Source organism: Candidatus Thorarchaeota archaeon (genome assembly GCA_013388835.1).
GTDB lineage: Archaea > Asgardarchaeota > Thorarchaeia > Thorarchaeales > Thorarchaeaceae > JACAEL01.
Genome location: JACAEL010000012.1, coordinates 72,165 through 89,838 on the forward strand (window position 1 = coordinate 72,165; position 17,674 = coordinate 89,838).

Genomic DNA, 17,674 nt, shown 5'->3' on the forward strand with positions numbered 1-17,674 from the left:
GCCTTGGGAGTCCCGATGGCGCCTCCATTCTCAGAGATGAGTCTGAAGTGATGGAGAGAGCCCCGCTAACAGTATCCGAAGTGCTCGCGTTGGAGGCAACGTGAGCACTCTCTTTTCATCGCCTGTCTACTTCGTGGGATTGGGGATTGGTGCCGAGGAGGGGACTCGAACCCCTGAACTCCTACGAGAGTGGATTTCTCATTGGAGCAAGCCTCTGATCTTGAGTCCACCGCCGTTGGCCAGCTTGGCTACCTCGGCCTCAGATGGTTACGGCCTCAGTCTGTATTTAGGCGTTTCCGTAAATGGGCCGGCGGTAGTTGTCCAGTGTATATACCGGCTTCTTGTGCTCAGAGTGTGGGGCGCCCATGGTTGGATGTGCACACTCACATGGATTGGAGGCGGTCTGGCACTCAGACAACCACCAGTAGGCATTCCAGTGCGGTCTCTTGGGAGCGACACGACTCCTGACTCAGAGTCTACGCGACTGACAATCAGAGGTGCGTGGGGCTGGTAGAGACACCGAATCATACATCCTCTGGGCGCAGAAGCTTCGACTTGGACTGGAAGATGGGACCGACAATTCCCATGACGAACCTGACGAATCCGTCATCCTCAGTCACTACTCCGACGACATCCTCATCCTTCTGCGTTGCTGGTGCGAGAAGCATCTCCTCACTGTCGCGTATGCACGCATAGACGTCCTTCTCTGCCCGTGAGCGGACGCGGATGTTGCCCTTGCCAACAATGCTCTTCACTTTGGCACTGAGTGCTGGGGACTCTGTCACGACCAGTTCGACGCCAGTAGTCGACTTGAGTCTGGCAAGTGTCTCGACCGGCATCTCCTCAGGGCTTGGGAGTATCAGAGTCACCTTTGACTTGGCTCGGTCAATCATGTCTTGGATCTGTGCAAGAACAGCCTTGCGTGTCACCACGGTCCATGTCTTCTTAGCTCCTGGAAAGTCGGTCTCACTCACGACCTTCCAGACGGACCTGAGCAGCTTGGTGACCTCGACCCCTGTGGAACTCGTGCCTGCAGAACTTGGAAACGCCTTTGCGATGGTTGCCTCAGCCTTGCCTATCATCTCGTTCTCCTCAGCAAGACCTCTCAGCTTTGTGACCTCCTCTCTGACAAACGTGCTCGCCTCTGCCACCTGTCCCCACGCCTTCTCGAGCTCAGCCTTTGCCTTGGACTTGGAGGCCGAGAGGCTCTTCTCGGAGGACTTCTCGGAGGACTTCAGTTCCTTTCTCAGACTCGCCACTAGACCGTCTGTACCGTCCTTCACAGTGCCCACAAGCTTCTGGGACGCCTTGTCCACAGACTCCTTCGATGTTGCCAAGAGGGACTGCATTGCCTTGCTCTCAGACTCCAGACTCTGTTCAAGTTCTTCCGAGAGTCTGCCGAGAGTCCCATCGATTGTGTCTCTCGCTTCCGATGAGAAACTCTCCAGGGCAGAACCAATCTCGGCAATCGCATTGCTGAACGCCGTCAGTGTCTGGTCCATATCACTCTGAACTCCTGTGGAAACATGTTCAATCAGTTGCGAGGACGCCTGCAGAGAGGCCTGAATCGTCTGCTCGCAACTCTTGGACGCGCGCTCCAAGTCCGCAGTGACTGACTCGAGAGTGTCGCTGAATGCATCATGGACGCTCTGAACTCCTTGACGTGATGAAGCCGAGAACTGCTGTCTTGCCTTGTCGAGGACTGAGGCAATACTTGTCTTGGTGCCCTCAATGGTCTCGGACGCAGTCTGCCCGGAGGCGGTCATGTGGCTCAGCACAGACTCTCTCAGGCGCCCTGAGTGTGACTTTGTCTTGTCTGTGCAACCTGTCACTGTTGAGCTCGCATCTCCGTGCCACTGAGCCACTGAGTCACTCACAGCGGTGGCCAAGGAAGTGATGAGCCGTATGCTCTCGTCTCTCATCGTCGAAACAGATGCTGCCGCGGTCTCGCCCAACTCGCCCCTTGTTGAGTCGAGGGCACCCACCACCTGCCGTCTCCTCGCGTCCGCGTCTTCTATCAGGTGTTCCTTCTCAGCAACCACCTGAGCAGCAACATGGTCCGCGGCCTTGTCATGCGCGTCCACCTGTTGCCTGGACACATCATCGATACGCCTCGCCAACTCGTCATACCGAGTCCGGTAGGCCTCAAGCTGAGACGCGAGACTCCTTGACACGTCTTTGAGCTCTGCACTGACAACCTGGGCAATCTCCGAGCTGGCCGCACTAGTGTGTTTCTGAACCTCTTCTGTAGCCGTCGTGACCACACGCTCTATCTCCGCCTGCAACTGCTGTGCCATTTGACGAAGATACTCTTCGGTCTTCTGCGCGAGACCCGTGAGTCCCTTGCTGGTCTTCTCACTAATGGCGTTCAGTGACTGGGCCAGTTTGGACTCCGACTCCTGCAGCATAGCCCTTGACCGCTCCAAGGAGTCCTGATTCAGCCCCTTGAGAGAGGCACCAGTACTGTCAACTCGTGCCTTCAGGCTCTTCTTGCTATCAGACAGAACGGTCTCCACATGTTCTACGAAGGTCTCTGCCATCTCGCTGGTCTTGTCATAGAACTCCTGGATAGAACCCGTGCTGGTGGCGTGCATACGCTCCATTGCACTGCGAACCTGTGACTCCGCAGAGACAGCAAATGAGTTGATCTGGTCGGTGAGGCTTGAGAACACGCTCGTAGCCTGCTTCACAAGCCCGTCAGATGATGAGGTCACCGCCGACTCAAAGTCCCTCAGCGACGCCTCAATGCCGGCCTGAGCCTCTTCAGTCGCCCCGACTACAGATGACTGGAGTTCCTTCAGTCTGTTGCCCTCCTGCGACTGAAGACGCGCAAGCACATCGGTCGTGTCAGCAATCAGACGACCCATTTGCGTCTCAAGGTCATGGGTCGAATGCTCCAGCGAGCTGCTGAGACTCGTCTCTGACTTTTCGAGGGCTGTTGACAGTGACTCCGATGTCCCAGAGAAAGCCGTACGAATCTGACCCGCAGCCGCGTCGAGTCCCTGAACAGTCTTCTCTTTGACTCGCGCCATACCGTCAACTGTCGATGCAGCTCGTCCGCGGAGCGTCTCACCCGTGCTCTGAGACTGTGCCTCCAGAACCTCATGTGCTCTCTTGCCATGCGACTCGATACTGCTGAGCAAAGTCGTCTTGGTGTCAGCGATTGTGTTCTTGGTCTCAGAAGTCCAGCTCTTGACCCTAGATGCGACCGAGTGTACCGCTGTGGCCAAGCTGTTCTTTATCTCGCTGGCGGCGGGCTCTATGCTCTCGACGGAGGAGCTCTTCCATGCCTCGGTGGCCGCCACTGCGCTGCTCTCGATGTTCTTCAATGACTCCTTGAACCCCTTCTCCACAGTCTCGATGGAACTCTCCAGCAGAGATACCGTTTCGGACTGCTGTGCCTCGCGCCCCGAGTCGACCTTGTCCAGCCGCTCTAGTGCGGACTCGACAATCTGAAGCAGATTGTCACGGACAGCACCTGTGAAACTCTCGGCCTGTTCCCGGAGCTCACCGCGGGCTTGCTCGACCCGGGCACCTATGCCTTCCACCTCTCTGGCAAGCCCATCGAATGGTGGAACACACTGATACCGGGTCACTATCCCCGGCAACTCAACCACCAAGTTCTGTTTGACAAGGTGCGCGACGACCGCTTGAGCCTTCTCCAGAGGCAGTCCACCCAGCAGGGCGATGTCACCGCTAGTGACATTTCCAGCGCCGATAATCAGCGAATACACCTTTGCCTCCTCTTCACTTAGAGAGGCAATCTTGCCTACTACATCTCTGACCTCAGACATCGGTAGATGCACCACAGTCGCATCGATACTGTGTACTGCCAAGTCAGTAAGTGGGCTTAGAATGTTTTGATTCCCTAGACTAGGCCGTTCATTGTAAGTTGGACGAAGTTGGAGATGCAGATGGAGATTCTGCTGCCAGCCGAGTCCTTCCAGGAACGGCACTGGACTGTGCAAGATTCCTTGCTGCGTTGATGTCAGCGTGAATGTGAGTACCACATGACGGGCAGTAGAAGTGCTCTCCACCTCTGACCTGCTCGGTCGAGTCCGGGTCCGACACTCGAATGCCCCGCTCTCCACAGGCGTGGCAGCTGCTCGACTTGTCTGTGGCCTCCCGGCGTCCGCAGGCACGTCAGGAGCCCGGCGGCCTCCCAGCGTCGGGTCGTCTTCGTACAGACACCGAGCACAGTGGCAGCATGCGACACTGTGAGCATGAGCGTGGGCAAAGACCTCAGCACATATCAGGCTCGGCTCAGCCAACTGGTACACGACCAGTACAAGAATGTCCAACTTCTGGGCAACTGCTCCCGTACCCATGAGGGGAAGAGTCAATGTGTTCCATGCAGTGACAGGATGGTCTCACTCGGTGGGAACGTCAATCTCATCGAGAAGCGGGCGGATCTGTCGATAGAACTCCGCAATCAGTCTACTCTTTGGGTCCTCAGTCTCAAGAATGAAGAGACGAATCTGCTGTCCCACCTTGATCTCTTTGATGATGCCCATCTCTACGAGCGGCCGCATGACCCTGTGGATTGTTGAGTGAGCAAGACCAGTCTCTTTGGCGGTCCTGCTCAGGTTGAAGAACTCCTTCGGCCGGTCGAGGAAGAGCTGGACGACACGAGTCTGCGCCCGAGATGCGAATACCCGCTCCAGCAGCCGCTTGTTTCTCGGCACATTGGAGACCTCGCTGGTCTTATCCATGTACTATCACGCTCCCCACCTTCTCGCCACTCAGAACACGGACGATGTTCTTCGGTGTCCTACCGTCAAGTATCACAGTAGGAATCCTTGACCGTGCTACAATGCTTATTGCCACGGGGTCGAACAGCTTGTACTCTCCGGCTCTCGTCCCGCTCCCTGAGAGTATTCCCTGAAGCTCCACAATACTCACTTGGTCCAACTTCCTTGCGCCCGGTTCACTGGGGTCGCGGTCAAATACCCCCTCGACATTGGTCGCATTGAGCAACCAGTCCGCCCGGATGGCCTCAGCTGCAAGTGCAGCCACAGCGTTCGTGGACTGACCCGGTGTGAGACCTCCCATCAACACCACCCGTCCAGTACAGACGGCTATCTCTAGCTCCTCGAGGGTCTCAACAGCTCTGGGGTAAGCATCATCGGGCAGAGCAGACATGAGCAGCTCTGCATTGTGTCGGGCAATCTTGATTCCCAGCCAGTCCGCCTGTACCTCGCTGGCACCCAGCTGTCGGGCTGCAGAGATGAACGACCTAGCAGGTCTGCCCCCACCGACAACGACAACCAACTGGTGGCCGTTCCTGTGAAGCGTGGAGAGCTCTCTTGCATACTCACGTACACGGTCCACTATCAGCTGTCCCGTGTCGTCATAAAGCAGAGAGCCGCCTATCTTGATGACCGCACGCATTATCCGTCCGCAACCAAGGGGTTTGTGAGGTGGGACTCTCTCGTGTTGCTAAAGAAACTTTCCTGTTTGGAACAGGCCCGTCGTAATATCGACGGGGGGCACGCGAGGCCGGACATGGACAACAGCTGTTGTCCATAAGCCTTTTAGGAGATACGGCCCCGGCGTGCAAAAGGAATGGGTTCCCCTTGTTGACATCAAGGAGAATGAGTGTTTTGTCCGAGTTCAGCCCAGCAATCGAATCGAACCGATGGACGCCAGACGAGGAGAAGAAGATCAGCGACCTCTGGCAGATGGAAGACACATACGCATTCGATCCAAGGTCAAAGCGGCCTGTGTATTCGGTTGACACACCGCCGCCGTATCTCTCCGGTCATGTGCATCTTGGGCAACTCATACACTACACGCAGATTGACATGCTTGCCAGATATAGACGCATGCAGGGGATGGAGGTCAACTTCCCCCTTGGGATTGACCGTAATGGCCTACCTGTCGAACTGAGGGTAGAACAGGAGTTCGGCATGAGCATGCATACAACCCCCAGGGCTGAGTTTGTCGAGAAGTGCAGGCAACAGCTGAACCTCTACGAGGTGGAGGTTGTGGAGGCCTTCAAGAGAGCTGGCATCTCCTTCAATACGTACAGCCCGTCGGGCAGCTATAGGACAGACAGCCCTGAATACAGGGCAGTGACGCAGGCCACATTCATAGACCTGTGGAAGAAGGGACTTGTGTATAGTGACTACCGGCCAAACAACTGGTGTTTCGAATGTGGCACAACAATAGCGGATGCAGAAGTGGAGTACACGGAACGCCAGAGTGTGCTGAACTACCTCCGATTTGAAGTGAAGGGCATGGCGCCAATTGAGATTGCGACCACCAGACCAGAGTTGCTGTGCGCCTGCGGAGCAGTCTTCATACATCCGGACGATGAGAGGTATGGCGGATACGGTGGGAAGACTGCAATCGTGCCTCTGTTCAACTTGGAAGTGCCCATTATCGAGAGCCCGACTGCACAGATGGGCTTTGGCACTGGCGCACTGATGGTCTGCAGCTACGGAGACATGGCAGATGTGATGGCCTTCCGTGACTTTGCTCTGAGACCGATAGCTGCCATAGCCCCTGATGGTACAATGACACAGGCGGCCGGGAAGTATGCAGGGCTGAAGGTGGAAGAGGCCAAGAAGAGGGTCATCGAAGACCTCAGAAAGAAGGGCATACTTCTCAGACAAGAACAGACAACCCAGAGAGTGCCACTCTGTTGGCGCAGCAAGACCCCCATAGAGTTCATTGCGATGGACGAGTACTATGTGAAGCAGACCGAATTCGTCAACCCCCTGATGGAGATTGCGAAGACCACGAGGTTCTTCCCTGAGTTCCACAGGCAGATCCTGATTGACTGGATAAACAGGGTCACCGTGGACTGGCCGGTCAGCCGCAGGCGGTTCTACGGCACGGAGATCCCACTGTGGTATTGCAAGTCATGCGGGAAAGCGGTTGTCCCAGATAACGGGGAGGGACTGAGGTACTATCGGCCCTGGAATGAGGACCCGCCATTTGACTCGTGCCCACATTGTGGTGCAAGAGAGGGGTTCAGAGGAGAAGAACGGACCTTCGACACATGGATGGACTCCTCAATCAGCGGTCTGCAGATCATAGGCTACAAGCGGGATGCGCAGCTCTTCAAGAAGGCATTCGGCAATGTGATGCGTCCTCAGGGGAAGGAGATAGTGCGGACATGGCTATACTACTCACTTCTGAGGACGTACCAGCTCCTTGGATTGCCAGCATTCAAAGAGGTCTGGATCTCAGGACATGTGGTAGATGACAAGGGAGAGAAGATGAGCAAGTCACGTGGCAACTCTCCAGACCCCAATCCCATCATCGCCAAGTATGGTGCAGATGCCCTGAGGCTGTTTGGTGTGCTCGAAGCAGGACTCGGAAGTGATGTGCGCTTCTCTGAAGAGCGGCTCTCTGGAGTGGCGAAGTTCATAACGAAACTGTGGAACATCGCCCGTTTCATCTCGATGTTTCCGATGCCGGAGAAACCACCCATGAAGGAACTGACTCAAGCAGACCGTTGGCTTCTTGCAGAGACAAACAAGCTGGTAGAGACCATAGTTCCAGAGTGCGAGCAGCTGGACTTTCACAAGCCTGCAATCGAACTTCGCGGCTTCACATGGAATCTCTTTGCGGACCATGTCCTCGAGATGTTCAAGGGCAGATGTTTCAACGCGGAGGGGCAGTTCACCGAGTCTCAGCAGAAGTCGGGTTGGTATTCGCTTCACGAGACCCTCAAGACCTTGCTCAGGGCTCTAGCCCCCATCATACCCTTCGTGACTGACAAGATATACAGAGAGCTATACAACCCCAGAGGAGTACACAGAGAGCCGTATCCGAAGCCAGTCAAGTCATGGAAGTCGCCTCTCGTTGAACAGACGGGTCTGCTGTTGCAGACAAACGCAGGCTTCTGGAGATACAAGAGGGAGAACAACATGTCGCTCAGGAAGCCGCTTCCTGAGGCCTTTGTGTCAGAGAAGCTTCGACCGTGGGAGATGGACCTGAAGGCCATGCATGGTATCGGCAGACTTCACTTTGGGACTCCGGAAGACCCCGCTTTCGTCAGAGTTGAGTTGCCCGAGAGTGCCGACGCGATCTACATCAGGCCCCCTAGCGAATGAGAGCTCACACGGGACGGCACTGAAGCACCGAAGGTGGCAAGAGTGCACTACCGGACCTTCACAAAGTTCTCATGAACGACCTGACACTTCATGCTGTTGGAAACCAGACAATACTTCCCTGCCAGCTCCAACGCGCGTTCAGCCTTCGAGACCAGCTCCTCACTACTGACCTCAACAGTGCTTCGTAGGACAATCCTCGTGAACTCAAAGCCCTTCTCCAATTTCTGAAGAGTCCCCACGCCCTCGCATCTGAAGGCCAGGAACTCAAGCCGACTCTTCTTGGAAAAGGCCACGAAAGTGGTCATCATGCATGCTGCAGCCGATGCCACGAAAAGGTCCTCGGGTGAGTGAATACCCGGAACACCCCCTTCAAACTCAGGAGGCGTTGCCACCTGCAACCGTGGCTTGCCTTCTAAGAGCAGCTCTCCGACGCGGTCATGCGTCCAGTCCACACGGACCTCATACTTGTGAGTCTCGACGCTCATTGGAAACACACCACACCTTAGCTGTATGCGTGAGTCATATCAGTTTCGAGTGCTAGGAAACAACTATCTCATGAGTGTGCTCAACTGTGCCTTTGAGACTGTTGCCGACAAAGCAGTACTTGCCACCCAGCTCAAGCGCGCGTTCAATCTTCGGACGAAGCTCTTCGGACTCGATGACCACCCTTACGTTCAGAAACACCTTGGTTATCTCATAGCTCCTGTCAACTCTCTCAAGATGACCACGTCCCACCACTTCTAGGGACTTGACTTCGATGTGCATCTTCTCGATGAAGGCCAGGAATGAGTTCATGAAGCATGTGGCGACTGCTGCAACAAGCAGGTCTTCAGGTGTGTGATATCTGGTTGCACCCGTCTGAATCTGACCGCCCGTTCTGATTGCGGGCATGCCGGCTGCAGTGACCTCGCCGAACTTCTCTTCAGTCCATCTCACATGTTGTTCGAATACTCTTGGTTCTTCACTCATATGTTCACGCTCCTAGTCTTGACTCTTCAACAGGCAGGCTTTATGGCTCGAATCACCAAGAAGAAGGGGATTCGCCGCTCTCTCTCGAAGAAGTCATCATCACTCGGAGGGAGGGGCTCCTCGACGGCGTCAATGAGGAGTCCTGCTTTTCTCACTGAGGAGATGTAGGTCGACAGTGTTCGATGATAGAATGTTATCGGTACAGGAAAGTCCCTTCCGTCCCTCGTCTTCCATACCCTCTTGTATTCGGTCTCGCTGAAGTAGTTGTCCATGACGAACCAGAGGCCCCGCCTGCGTCCACTATTCGGACTCTTCTCGCCCATCTCCCAGTGGCCCGGGCCATAGACATCAAATGCCGGATGTACAACAGAGAAGACCAAGACTCCGCCGGGCCTCAGGACCCTGTTGAATTCGAGAAGAGCAGCATCTATGCAAGGCACATTGAGCAGGACGAGGTTACAGAGCACAGCATCGAAGGTGCCATTCGGGAGCTGTCTCATGTGGCAGATGTCCCCCTGAATGAAGGCGATGTTCAGCCCCTCTCTCGTCGCCAAGTCACTGCTCTCTCTGACAAGACGGGAGGAGATGTCGACTCCAGTCACGAGCGCACCAATCCGTGCATAGTGCCTCGACAGGTACCCTTCACCACACCCCGCATCAAGCAATGTCTTGCCCTTGATGTCTCCGAGGAGTCGCTCCACACACGGGTTGAGTATAGCCCTGTGATGCGGCGTGCCACGCTGGTCAATCAGGGAGGCATATGCCTCAGCGTTGTCGTCCCATTCGTGGGCACGCTCGTCGTTCAAGTCAGCTCACCCTGCTCATCTACTAGATCCTGTCCCAGACGGCTCGGACCTTCTTGCTCGTAGCATCTATGACCGGCCTCATGGCCTCTGCAGTAGCCAGACCGGTCTCGACTGCGGTCTTCATGATTGATGTGTGCGCAACGAAGACCCTGTTGTTCTCCTCATATACCACAAACGAACAGGGAAACAGTGTGCCCACGTCCTTCGACACATCAAGAGCCATCTTTGCAAGCTGGGGCGCACACGCCAGCACCATCGTGTATCGTGGGTAGTTCGTCACTCCAAGCCGCTCTCTGAATATCTGGTCTAGGTTCTTGGTTGCCAGAAGGCCAAAGCCCTCATCGGTACAGGCCGTCTCCACCCTCTTCACTGCCTCGTCAAAGGACACCCGTAACTCCTTTCGTAGTACATCGACCATACTCCAGTTTGCGACCTCCAGACTAATATGCTTAACGATGGTGAAAAGTGGTGGTGGACCGGGCGCGATTTGAACGCGCGACCTTCTGAACTCTCGATTCGCTGGGCATTCCAGCCGAGTTGCGAATCAGACGATCTACCGGTCTAATCTACCGGCCCTGTGTATTGACAGAAGAGGTTCGTGAGTTCTTAAAACCTTGTCTGCTCAGATCTCGATCCCAAACGCATCCGAGAGGCGTTCGACCTTCACGAACTCGTCGAGGAAGCTCCTACCCTTTTCGGTGAGAGCATACAGTCTTGACTCGTCTGATTCCCGGACCTCGACTATGAGTTCCTTCTGAAGTAGCTCCTCCAGGTACTGTGTCAGGCGGTCGTGAGAGAGGTTCGCGCCGTAGAGGATCTTGGTCGGACCAGCACCATCATCGCCCGTCGCCTGTATGGCGCGCATCATGTCCACCATGATGCGAATCTTCGAGCGATACGGCTTCTTCGACCTCATCCTTGCCTGCCTGCCTTGACTACCATCGCCAGCAGCAGAACCAACCCAAGGAACTGAAACACCTGTCCAGCCAAGTATCCGACCACCTCGTTCTGTGCGAGCACCGGAAGGAGATGGCTGAGGAGGATGCAGGTGAAGCCAGACAAGACGTATAGAGCGTAGCTGCTTCTCACAGACACATAGTTGTGAGCCGCCTGCAGGACCACGACTATCAGGACCAGGGTTGCTATGATGTCCAGCCTGGGTTCCACCAGTGCGGGTATCGCAAGCATGGTGACAACGGTAACGGGAGTGTCTTGATGTCGCAGTGTTGGGCGAGTGGACACCAAGAAGAGTACATAGGCCATAATCCTCATGACACCATAGCCGGTTATGAGCAGACGAGCCAGATTCTCGCCGCCACCCGAGGCCATGAGCACGAAGACATAGACGGTGCCCGCGACCCGACCGAACATTGCAACTGCCAAGACTAGGAAACCTGTGGACAAGTCAGACAGTCGCTTCTGTCCGGTCAGTCTGTAGGCTTCAGTGGCATTGTGACATATCAACAGTGAGATGGCACCTGTCATAGACTCGAGGAGCAAGTCCAGTCTAATCAGCGAAATCAATTGGTCCTGCATTAATTGACGCCAGTCCTAGACTTGATTGCTGGGGTATTATTGTCAATGGACGATTCATACTGTCTTTTGACTTATGCTATGACATACTCACGACACAGTGACTGCACCGAGTCTGGAGGCCTCTACCATGGATGAATCGTCTATGACCATCGTTCATTCGGGCTTTATACCTGCACGACATGATAGAGACATGCCTGAAGCGATACGCGCTGGGACAGCACCGTCACCGAGTCCCCAGGCACTGACTCGAAGATGGAAGAGACCGACGGACTGCATGCGGCCAAGAGGTCCAACCTTGGTCGCGACGAATGGCGGGGCTAACCCGCCCTTCCATCACCTGAGGGACTGAGCCGTGTCTCAATCCCAAAAAGATGCATAAGTAGAGTGGGTCTAGCACTCTCCCGGGTTGAGAAGTCATGAGTCCAAGATGTTCTCAGTGTGGCAGACCAATACCTCCACAACTGGCCATCAGACTGAAGGAGGCCTTCGATGCCAGTCCACTGCTCTGCAGACAATGTATAATCGACAACGCGCGGAGGGGAAAGATGCCGAAGCTGGTCTGTGCAAGCTGTGGAAAGCAGATCGAACCGGGAATAGTCCGGAGGATACTTGTCGCCCGAGCACTTGGCAGGAGAGTGCCTCATCTGTGCAGAGACTGTTTCCTGAGGAGGCGGAGAGAGCCGTCACTCCCTGAACGGCGCCTTCACACGGGCCCTACCGACACAGTGAGGGACTCAGTACCAGCAGACACGATGACGGGCTCAGTTCCAGCAGACACAGTTCAAGAGTGGGACTGTGTCAAGTGCGGAGCATCGCTGGAACCTGAAGAGGTCGACATGATAAAGTCGGGAAAGACCATCAAGTGCGAGTACTGTGGCAGCGCTCTGACTCGCGAGCTGTTCAGGTGAGAGGACACGGGAGGGCGAGAGCACTCCCGGCGAGTTCTACTCGGTCTGCAACCGCGACTCGATCTTGGCCATACGGTCCTTGAGGTCGTGGTTCTCCTTCTCGAGTTCCTCCACGCTCTTTCGTACCGAGTCTATCAATCGGTCCTCTTTATGCTTGCTGAGCTCTCTGACTGCTTCCCTGGCCAAGCGAACAACAGTGGACTCCACCGCGCTCTCAGCCAGTCTGAGCAGTTCCGGTATCAGCGTGGCGTCACCATAGGTCTTGGCAGCCTGTATTGCAGCGAGCTGGACGCGGTATGACCGGTCATTCAACAGTCGCACAAGCTCATCCTTGACCTCTGGATGCTCCTTCTTGTACCTCTTTCCCAGCTTTGCAAGCCCCACTGGCACGGCACGTCGCAGATAGTCGTCATTGCCCACCTTGACGAACCGGGTGAGGACTTCGATTGCCTCCATCTTCTCGGTGGCGACAAGCCCTTCGAGATACCCCTGTCGGAGAATGTTGTGCCATGTGTCTGGTGCCTTCTTCAGTCCGTCAGTGAGAGTCTTGAGGGCCTCTTCATGCTGCGTCTTGCCGATGGATGCAGCTGCGGCTGCTGCCACAAAGTAGCTGTCAGGGTCCTTGAGCAGCCTCTTCAGAGCACCCAGCGCCTTGTCACTCTTGTAGAACTGCCCCAGTGCCCTCGCCACTGCCGTGCGCGCCTTGCTGCTCTTCAGCTCCGTACCAGTGAGGAGCTGGTCGAGCGCTGACTCAGTCTTCAGTGAGCCGAGCACCCTGGCCACCTCGGCCTGAACGCCCCAGAACTTGTCCTCTCTGAGCGCCTTTCCCAGAGCCTCAAGGCCCTTCGGAGTCACCTTCTTGCCAAGCGCCTGGGCTGCCTTTATTCTCTGTACCACATTGGCCCCATGGAGCAGTTGCTCAATCCACATGGGCTCAGGCTTCTCAATGTCCGCATCCATGAGGACGGCATAGTCCGGGTCAACGACAATCTGCTTGGGTCGTTCCTTGACAGGATAGTAGAAGCTGTGTACTCGTTCGGTCACACTCATCGAATACCTTGTGCGTGTCCCGTCCGGACTGACGAAGTCCACGGCCAGCGGGAACCTGAACACCGCAGGGGTCATCCCATCATCGCTCTTCTGCGTCTGCTCAATCTTCACGAGGGCCTGACAGGCCTTCTCATCGTATGAGCACTTGATCTTGCACTCGGGGTAGCCAGCCTTGTAGAGCCACTGTTCAAAGAACCAGCCATAGTCCTCACCGGTCATCTCCGTGACGAGTCGCTCAAGGTCGTGGGTGTAGACAGACTTGTGAGCAAAGCGGGTCATCCACTCACCGAGTATCCTCCACCACGTCTCCTCACCGACAAGATGCTTGAGCATATAGTATCTCCATGCCGCCCCGGGGTAGAGGTGTCGGTCGAACACATCGCCCCCACGTTCCCACTCGTTGCAGACAATCGGGCGACGATAGCTGTTCTTGTCCTCGTCAAAGTACGAGTTCTGCTTGCCAAACTGATCGTAGAGGTACTCGTCATCACCCATCTGATGACGTCGCCACTCGTTCTGCATCTGTGTCCCCCACCCCTCATTGAGCCACCCATGACTCCATGTGCGACATGTGACAAGGTCGCCACCCCACATGTGAGCAAGCTCGTGGGCCACCAGTGGTTCGGACTCAAAGTCCTGATGGGTCTTCTCATCATGCAGTGTAGCGTCAGTCTGCGTTGTCGCACTGGTGTTCTCCATCCCGCCAATCGTGAAGTTGGCAGCCGTCGCCTGCGCATACTTCACCCATGGATACTTGACCCCGAGTCGGGACTCAAAGAACCGGATCATCTCAGGAGTCCTGCCAAAGGACCTGTAGACGGTGTCACGGTCCCACTTCTTGTGCGCATAGTATGTCACTTCCAGACCGTCGAGGTCCTCACGGTACTCGACGTACTCTGAGACCGCCACCGTGATCAGATAGGCGGGAATGGGCAGCTCCTGCACCCAGTGGAAGGTCTCGGTGCCATCGTCATTCTTCTTTCGCTCCACCAGCCTGCCATTGCTGACCGCGAAGTATCCGGCAGGCACTGTGACCATCGCCTCAAAGGGAAACTTGTGACTTGGGTTGTCGTACACGGGGATGACATAGCGGCAGTAGTCATCCTGCATCTGCGTCCACGCACTGACCTCCACGTCGGGAAACTCGGGACACGGCCTGGTAAAGCAGAGACCGCCCCGCGGATGGTCTATGGTGTAGACAAATGTGATCTCCTCACTCTGACCCTTCGCAAGAGGACTGTTCAGACGCACCGACATCAGCTGCTCCTCGGGCCGCATCTCCCAGTCAAGAGCCTCCCCACGAGAGTCCTGTACACCAATGACCTGTAACTCCACTGCATGGAGCACCACCGTCGACAGCTCCGGCACAATGGGATGCACTCTCAGCCGCGACACCGCATCCACCCGCTCGTTCTCAAGGTCCATCCTCCAGTCGATGGTCAGCCGCTCTATCTCATAGTGCCTCGGGGGCGCCCACTGCGGTCGCGCCGTGGGAAACGTGAACAGGTCTCGCTCTGCACCAGATGTCTTCTCCGCCTCGTGGTACTGCCCACGAACCAGCATCTCAAGGTAGTCATGGAAGTCTGTCAAGTCACTCACTCCAAACTGATAACGGACCAACAATGCCACACGTCTGCGGTCACTCCCACCTGACAATCCCTGCGTTATGAACATTCCCAGTCACAGGACGCTGTACATGGGTGGTCGCCCTGTCAGTCCAGGACCGAGACCGGCAAATGGGGTGGCTTTGCGTGCCATGCTCGTACTAATCGGGCAGCACGATGAACCTTCCGAACAGCACCGCTCCAATGCCACTCTTCAAGGCCGTTCTCCAAGACCGCGCTTCAGAACCTCCCGAACCCCTTCCCTTTCCGAGAGGCGGTCAGAAGAAGTAGAACTCAATTCAAAGCCGCATACCAAAGGGCGCTCTTCAAAGCCGCTTCTCAGAGGCTGCTCTCCACTCGTCACCACTCCGCTCGCTCCCAGTCGCTTCGGCCCCTTGCATGCCTGGTCCCAGCCTGACGTCTCAGGACGGAAATCAAAATGTGCGAAGACCTCGTGGGCCACGCTCGTACGAGTCAGCCAGTCGAAGGGCGCGTCTGCAGACCTCCACTACCCCAGACCCCCTGAAGGAGCATCCATGCGGACGAACCAGGTTCATGCCCAGACACGCCTCTGCGGACATCAGACCTTGCCCCCATAACAGACTCGGTCGCTTTGGAAAGCTTTTTATTGACTACGCGGAAGAGTATCTATGTTTCGTGTCTTATGGCGTCAGGCCTGATGCTCGTGGCTGTAGCCTAGCGATGAGGGCCCGTTCTTTCGGGACACGAATACATCATGCGGACTCGAGATAGACTGACTCCCCTGAGTCGGAATCACCTCAAGTCTAAGATATGCTCAACAGTACCAGGTGTAACGGGACAACTGAACCAACAGACCCGCCACTCCTGTACTTCTATCAAGCAAGTCGCTTAGTGTGCTGACTGTGTGTGTCCACTCTTCCTTGCCGGAACACAGACAGTCGTCAATTGGACAACTCCTGTCTAACCAACTCTAGTTGATCCTGCTAGAGGACACTGCTATCGGCTTGGGGTTAAGACATGCAAGTGGTACGGACCAGCATCCTGGCCCGTCGCGTACGGCTCAGTAGTGTCGCTAACCTACCCTGTGGAGGCAGACAACGCCGGGAAACTGGCGCTAATCTGCCGTAGGAGCTTCGTTCTGGAAATGATGTAGCTCTCAGATGGATGACCCAGGCATGCGGGCCTCTCCGCCACAGGACGGGGCGCCACCGGATCATACTTGTAAGTGGGGTAACGGCCCACTTAGGTTGTGACCCGATCGGGCGATGTAAGTCGTGGCCCGGAGAAGGGAACTGAGACAAGGTCCCTAGCCCCACGGGGTGCAGCAGTTACGAAACCTCACCAATGCGCGAAAGCGTGAGTGGGCCAAGCCGAGTGATGGGGGATAACTCCATCTGTGATGGCTTTCCAAGGAGAACCATCAGAAAGGAGAGGGCAAGGCTGGTGCCAGCCGCCGCGGTAAAACCAGCTCTTCGAGTGGTGTCCACAATTATTGAGCTTAAAGCGTCCGTAGCCTGTTCGGTAGGTCCCTGCTTAAATCCGCTCGCCCAACGAACGGAACCGTAGGGATACCACCTTACTTGGGGACGGGAGACGACGACGGTATTTTACAAGTAGGGGTGAAATCCTGTGATTTGTAAAAGACCACCAGTGGCGAAGGCGGTCGTCGAGAACGTGCCCGACGGTGAGGGACGAAACCCAGGGGAGCGAATCGGATTAGATACCCGAGTAGTCCTGGGTGTAAACAATGCCCGTTAAGTGTTGCATTGGCCACGAGCCACTGCAGTGCTGAAGCGAAAGCGATAAACGGGCCGCTTGGGAAGTACGGCCGCAAGGCTGAAACTTAAAGGAATTGGCGGGGGCTTACCACAAGGCGTGAAGCTTGCGGTTCAATCAGACTCAACGCTCAAAAACTTACCCGGACTGGCTTTAGGATGAGAGCCAGGTTGACGACCTTGCTCGACAGGAAGCCCTCTGGTGCATGGCCATCGCAAATTCGTGCCGTGAGGTATCAGCTTAAGTGCTGCAACGAATGAGACCCTGTCTGCTAGTTGCCAGCCAGAGACGCAAGTCTTGTTGGGGCACACTGGCGGGACCGGTGCCGAAAAGGCACAGGAAGGTAGGGCCACGGTAGGTCCGTATGCCGACATGTGTCCGGGGCCACACGCGAGCTGCAATGGGTGCGACAATGCGTCACGACACCGAGAGGTGAAGTCAATCGCGAAACGCACTCGTAGTTGGGATCGTGGGTTGGAACTCACCCACTTGAACCTGGAATGCCTAGTATCCGCGTGTCACTAGCGCGCGGAGAATACGTCCCTGAGTCTTGCACACACCGCCCGTCGCTCCATGCGAGCGGCATTGGGGTGAGGCGGCGCCCACCGGGCGTCTACGAATCTTGATGCCGCAAGTAGGGAGAAGTCGTAACAAGGTATCCGTAGCGGAAGCTGCGGATGGATCACCTCCTTTCTAGGGAGTTCTCTCCCACCTTTTCCCGCGTGGCTCAACTGCCTGCCGTATTCTGGTTGTGGTCGGTGCGCGTGCCGTACCTTACCAACTGACGCGCGTGAAATGTAGGAATGACAGGGTCTCCTTGCCCCCGGGCAGCTGGTGTCCCGCCGCTGCCGGCGGGGGAGGGAAGACAGAATGAGCACACGATGGATGCCCTGGCGCTGCGTGCCGATGAAGGACGGGGCACCGCTCCGATAAGCCGCGGGGAGTCGCTGGCAGGCTGTGATCCGCGGGTCTCCGAA

General features: G+C 56.0%; 13 protein-coding genes, 2 tRNA genes and 2 rRNA genes. 4 read left to right on the forward strand and 13 right to left on the reverse strand.

Annotated elements, in window-relative coordinates; genetic code table 11:
* Positions 1-147: 147 nt before the first annotated feature.
* From HXY34_01980 to pyrH, 5 genes are all read right to left on the reverse strand, one after another.
* Positions 148-258 (reverse strand) — tRNA-Leu (locus HXY34_01980).
* A 266-nt stretch (positions 259-524) separates the two neighbouring features.
* The gene (locus HXY34_01985; protein ID NWF94891.1) at positions 525-3,794 is read right to left on the reverse strand and encodes a hypothetical protein; all 3,270 of its coding nucleotides are present in this window, start codon (positions 3,792-3,794) and stop codon (positions 525-527) included.
* A gap of 88 nt (positions 3,795-3,882) precedes the next feature.
* Complete coding sequence (locus HXY34_01990; protein ID NWF94892.1) at positions 3,883-4,071, reverse strand: transposase; 189 nt, start codon at positions 4,069-4,071, stop codon at positions 3,883-3,885.
* Positions 4,072-4,370: 299 nt separating this feature from the next.
* Positions 4,371-4,712, reverse strand: a complete 342-nt coding sequence (locus HXY34_01995) for a MarR family transcriptional regulator (protein NWF94893.1) — start codon at positions 4,710-4,712, stop codon at positions 4,371-4,373.
* Positions 4,705-5,391: a UMP kinase gene (gene pyrH, locus HXY34_02000; protein ID NWF94894.1), complete on the reverse strand. Its 687-nt coding sequence runs from the start codon at positions 5,389-5,391 to the stop codon at positions 4,705-4,707. The genes HXY34_01995 and pyrH overlap by 8 nt, the downstream gene beginning before the upstream one ends.
* A gap of 212 nt (positions 5,392-5,603) precedes the next feature.
* On the opposite strand from pyrH, the gene HXY34_02005 reads away from it, so the two are divergent.
* Positions 5,604-8,066, forward strand: a complete 2,463-nt coding sequence (locus HXY34_02005) for a valine--tRNA ligase (protein ID NWF94895.1) — start codon at positions 5,604-5,606, stop codon at positions 8,064-8,066.
* Between the two features lie 47 nt (positions 8,067-8,113).
* Here the strand turns inward: HXY34_02005 and HXY34_02010 are convergent, their stop codons facing one another.
* The 7 genes from HXY34_02010 to HXY34_02040 all read right to left on the reverse strand — a co-directional run bounded on the left by HXY34_02010 (position 8,114) and on the right by HXY34_02040 (position 11,365).
* Positions 8,114-8,551, reverse strand: a complete 438-nt coding sequence (locus HXY34_02010; GenBank protein ID NWF94896.1) for an OsmC family protein — start codon at positions 8,549-8,551, stop codon at positions 8,114-8,116.
* A 52-nt stretch (positions 8,552-8,603) separates the two neighbouring features.
* Entirely contained in the window at positions 8,604-9,035 is a 432-nt protein-coding gene (locus HXY34_02015) for an OsmC family protein (GenBank protein ID NWF94897.1), read from the reverse strand.
* Between the two features lie 26 nt (positions 9,036-9,061).
* Positions 9,062-9,841 carry a methyltransferase domain-containing protein gene (locus HXY34_02020; GenBank protein NWF94898.1) on the reverse strand — a complete coding sequence of 260 codons (780 nt, stop codon included), beginning with the start codon at positions 9,839-9,841 and terminating at the stop codon, positions 9,062-9,064.
* Between the two features lie 22 nt (positions 9,842-9,863).
* Positions 9,864-10,259: a DUF302 domain-containing protein gene (locus HXY34_02025; GenBank protein ID NWF94899.1), complete on the reverse strand. Its 396-nt coding sequence runs from the start codon at positions 10,257-10,259 to the stop codon at positions 9,864-9,866.
* A gap of 51 nt (positions 10,260-10,310) precedes the next feature.
* Positions 10,311-10,417 (reverse strand) — tRNA-Ala (locus HXY34_02030).
* 46 nt (positions 10,418-10,463) lie between these two features.
* Positions 10,464-10,757: a hypothetical protein gene (locus HXY34_02035; protein NWF94900.1), complete on the reverse strand. Its 294-nt coding sequence runs from the start codon at positions 10,755-10,757 to the stop codon at positions 10,464-10,466.
* Positions 10,754-11,365 (reverse strand): hypothetical protein, encoded by a 612-nt coding sequence (locus HXY34_02040; GenBank protein ID NWF94901.1) that lies wholly within the window; start codon positions 11,363-11,365, stop codon positions 10,754-10,756. Before HXY34_02040 ends, HXY34_02035 begins: the two co-directional genes overlap by 4 nt.
* Positions 11,366-11,793: 428 nt before the next feature.
* Between HXY34_02040 and HXY34_02045 the strand changes: the two genes are divergently transcribed.
* Positions 11,794-12,285 carry a hypothetical protein gene (locus tag HXY34_02045; protein NWF94902.1) on the forward strand — a complete coding sequence of 164 codons (492 nt, stop codon included), beginning with the start codon at positions 11,794-11,796 and terminating at the stop codon, positions 12,283-12,285.
* Between the two features lie 36 nt (positions 12,286-12,321).
* Here HXY34_02045 and HXY34_02050 read toward each other — a convergent pair whose 3' ends face one another.
* Positions 12,322-14,925 carry a HEAT repeat domain-containing protein gene (locus HXY34_02050; protein ID NWF94903.1) on the reverse strand — a complete coding sequence of 868 codons (2,604 nt, stop codon included), beginning with the start codon at positions 14,923-14,925 and terminating at the stop codon, positions 12,322-12,324.
* Positions 14,926-15,888: 963 nt separating this feature from the next.
* Here HXY34_02050 and HXY34_02055 point away from each other — a divergent pair.
* Positions 15,889-17,391, forward strand: a 16S ribosomal RNA gene (locus tag HXY34_02055).
* Between the two features lie 166 nt (positions 17,392-17,557).
* Positions 17,558-17,674 (forward strand): 23S ribosomal RNA (locus HXY34_02060); the annotation flags it as partial.

Bases quoted from the DNA above. Each gene is read 5' to 3' on its own strand.
- HXY34_01985 (NWF94891.1), bottom strand. From the start codon at position 3,794: ATGTCTGAGGTCAGAGATGTAGTAGGCAAGATTGCCTCTCTAAGTGAA.
- HXY34_01995 (NWF94893.1), bottom strand. From the start codon at position 4,712: ATGGATAAGACCAGCGAGGTCTCCAATGTGCCGAGAAACAAGCGGCTG.
- pyrH (NWF94894.1), bottom strand. From the start codon at position 5,391: ATGCGTGCGGTCATCAAGATAGGCGGCTCTCTGCTTTATGACGACACG.
- HXY34_02010 (NWF94896.1), bottom strand. From the start codon at position 8,551: ATGAGCGTCGAGACTCACAAGTATGAGGTCCGTGTGGACTGGACGCAT.
- HXY34_02015 (NWF94897.1), bottom strand. From the start codon at position 9,035: ATGAGTGAAGAACCAAGAGTATTCGAACAACATGTGAGATGGACTGAA.
- HXY34_02025 (NWF94899.1), bottom strand. From the start codon at position 10,259: ATGGTCGATGTACTACGAAAGGAGTTACGGGTGTCCTTTGACGAGGCA.
- HXY34_02035 (NWF94900.1), bottom strand. From the start codon at position 10,757: ATGAGGTCGAAGAAGCCGTATCGCTCGAAGATTCGCATCATGGTGGAC.
- HXY34_02045 (NWF94902.1), top strand. From the start codon at position 11,794: ATGAGTCCAAGATGTTCTCAGTGTGGCAGACCAATACCTCCACAACTG.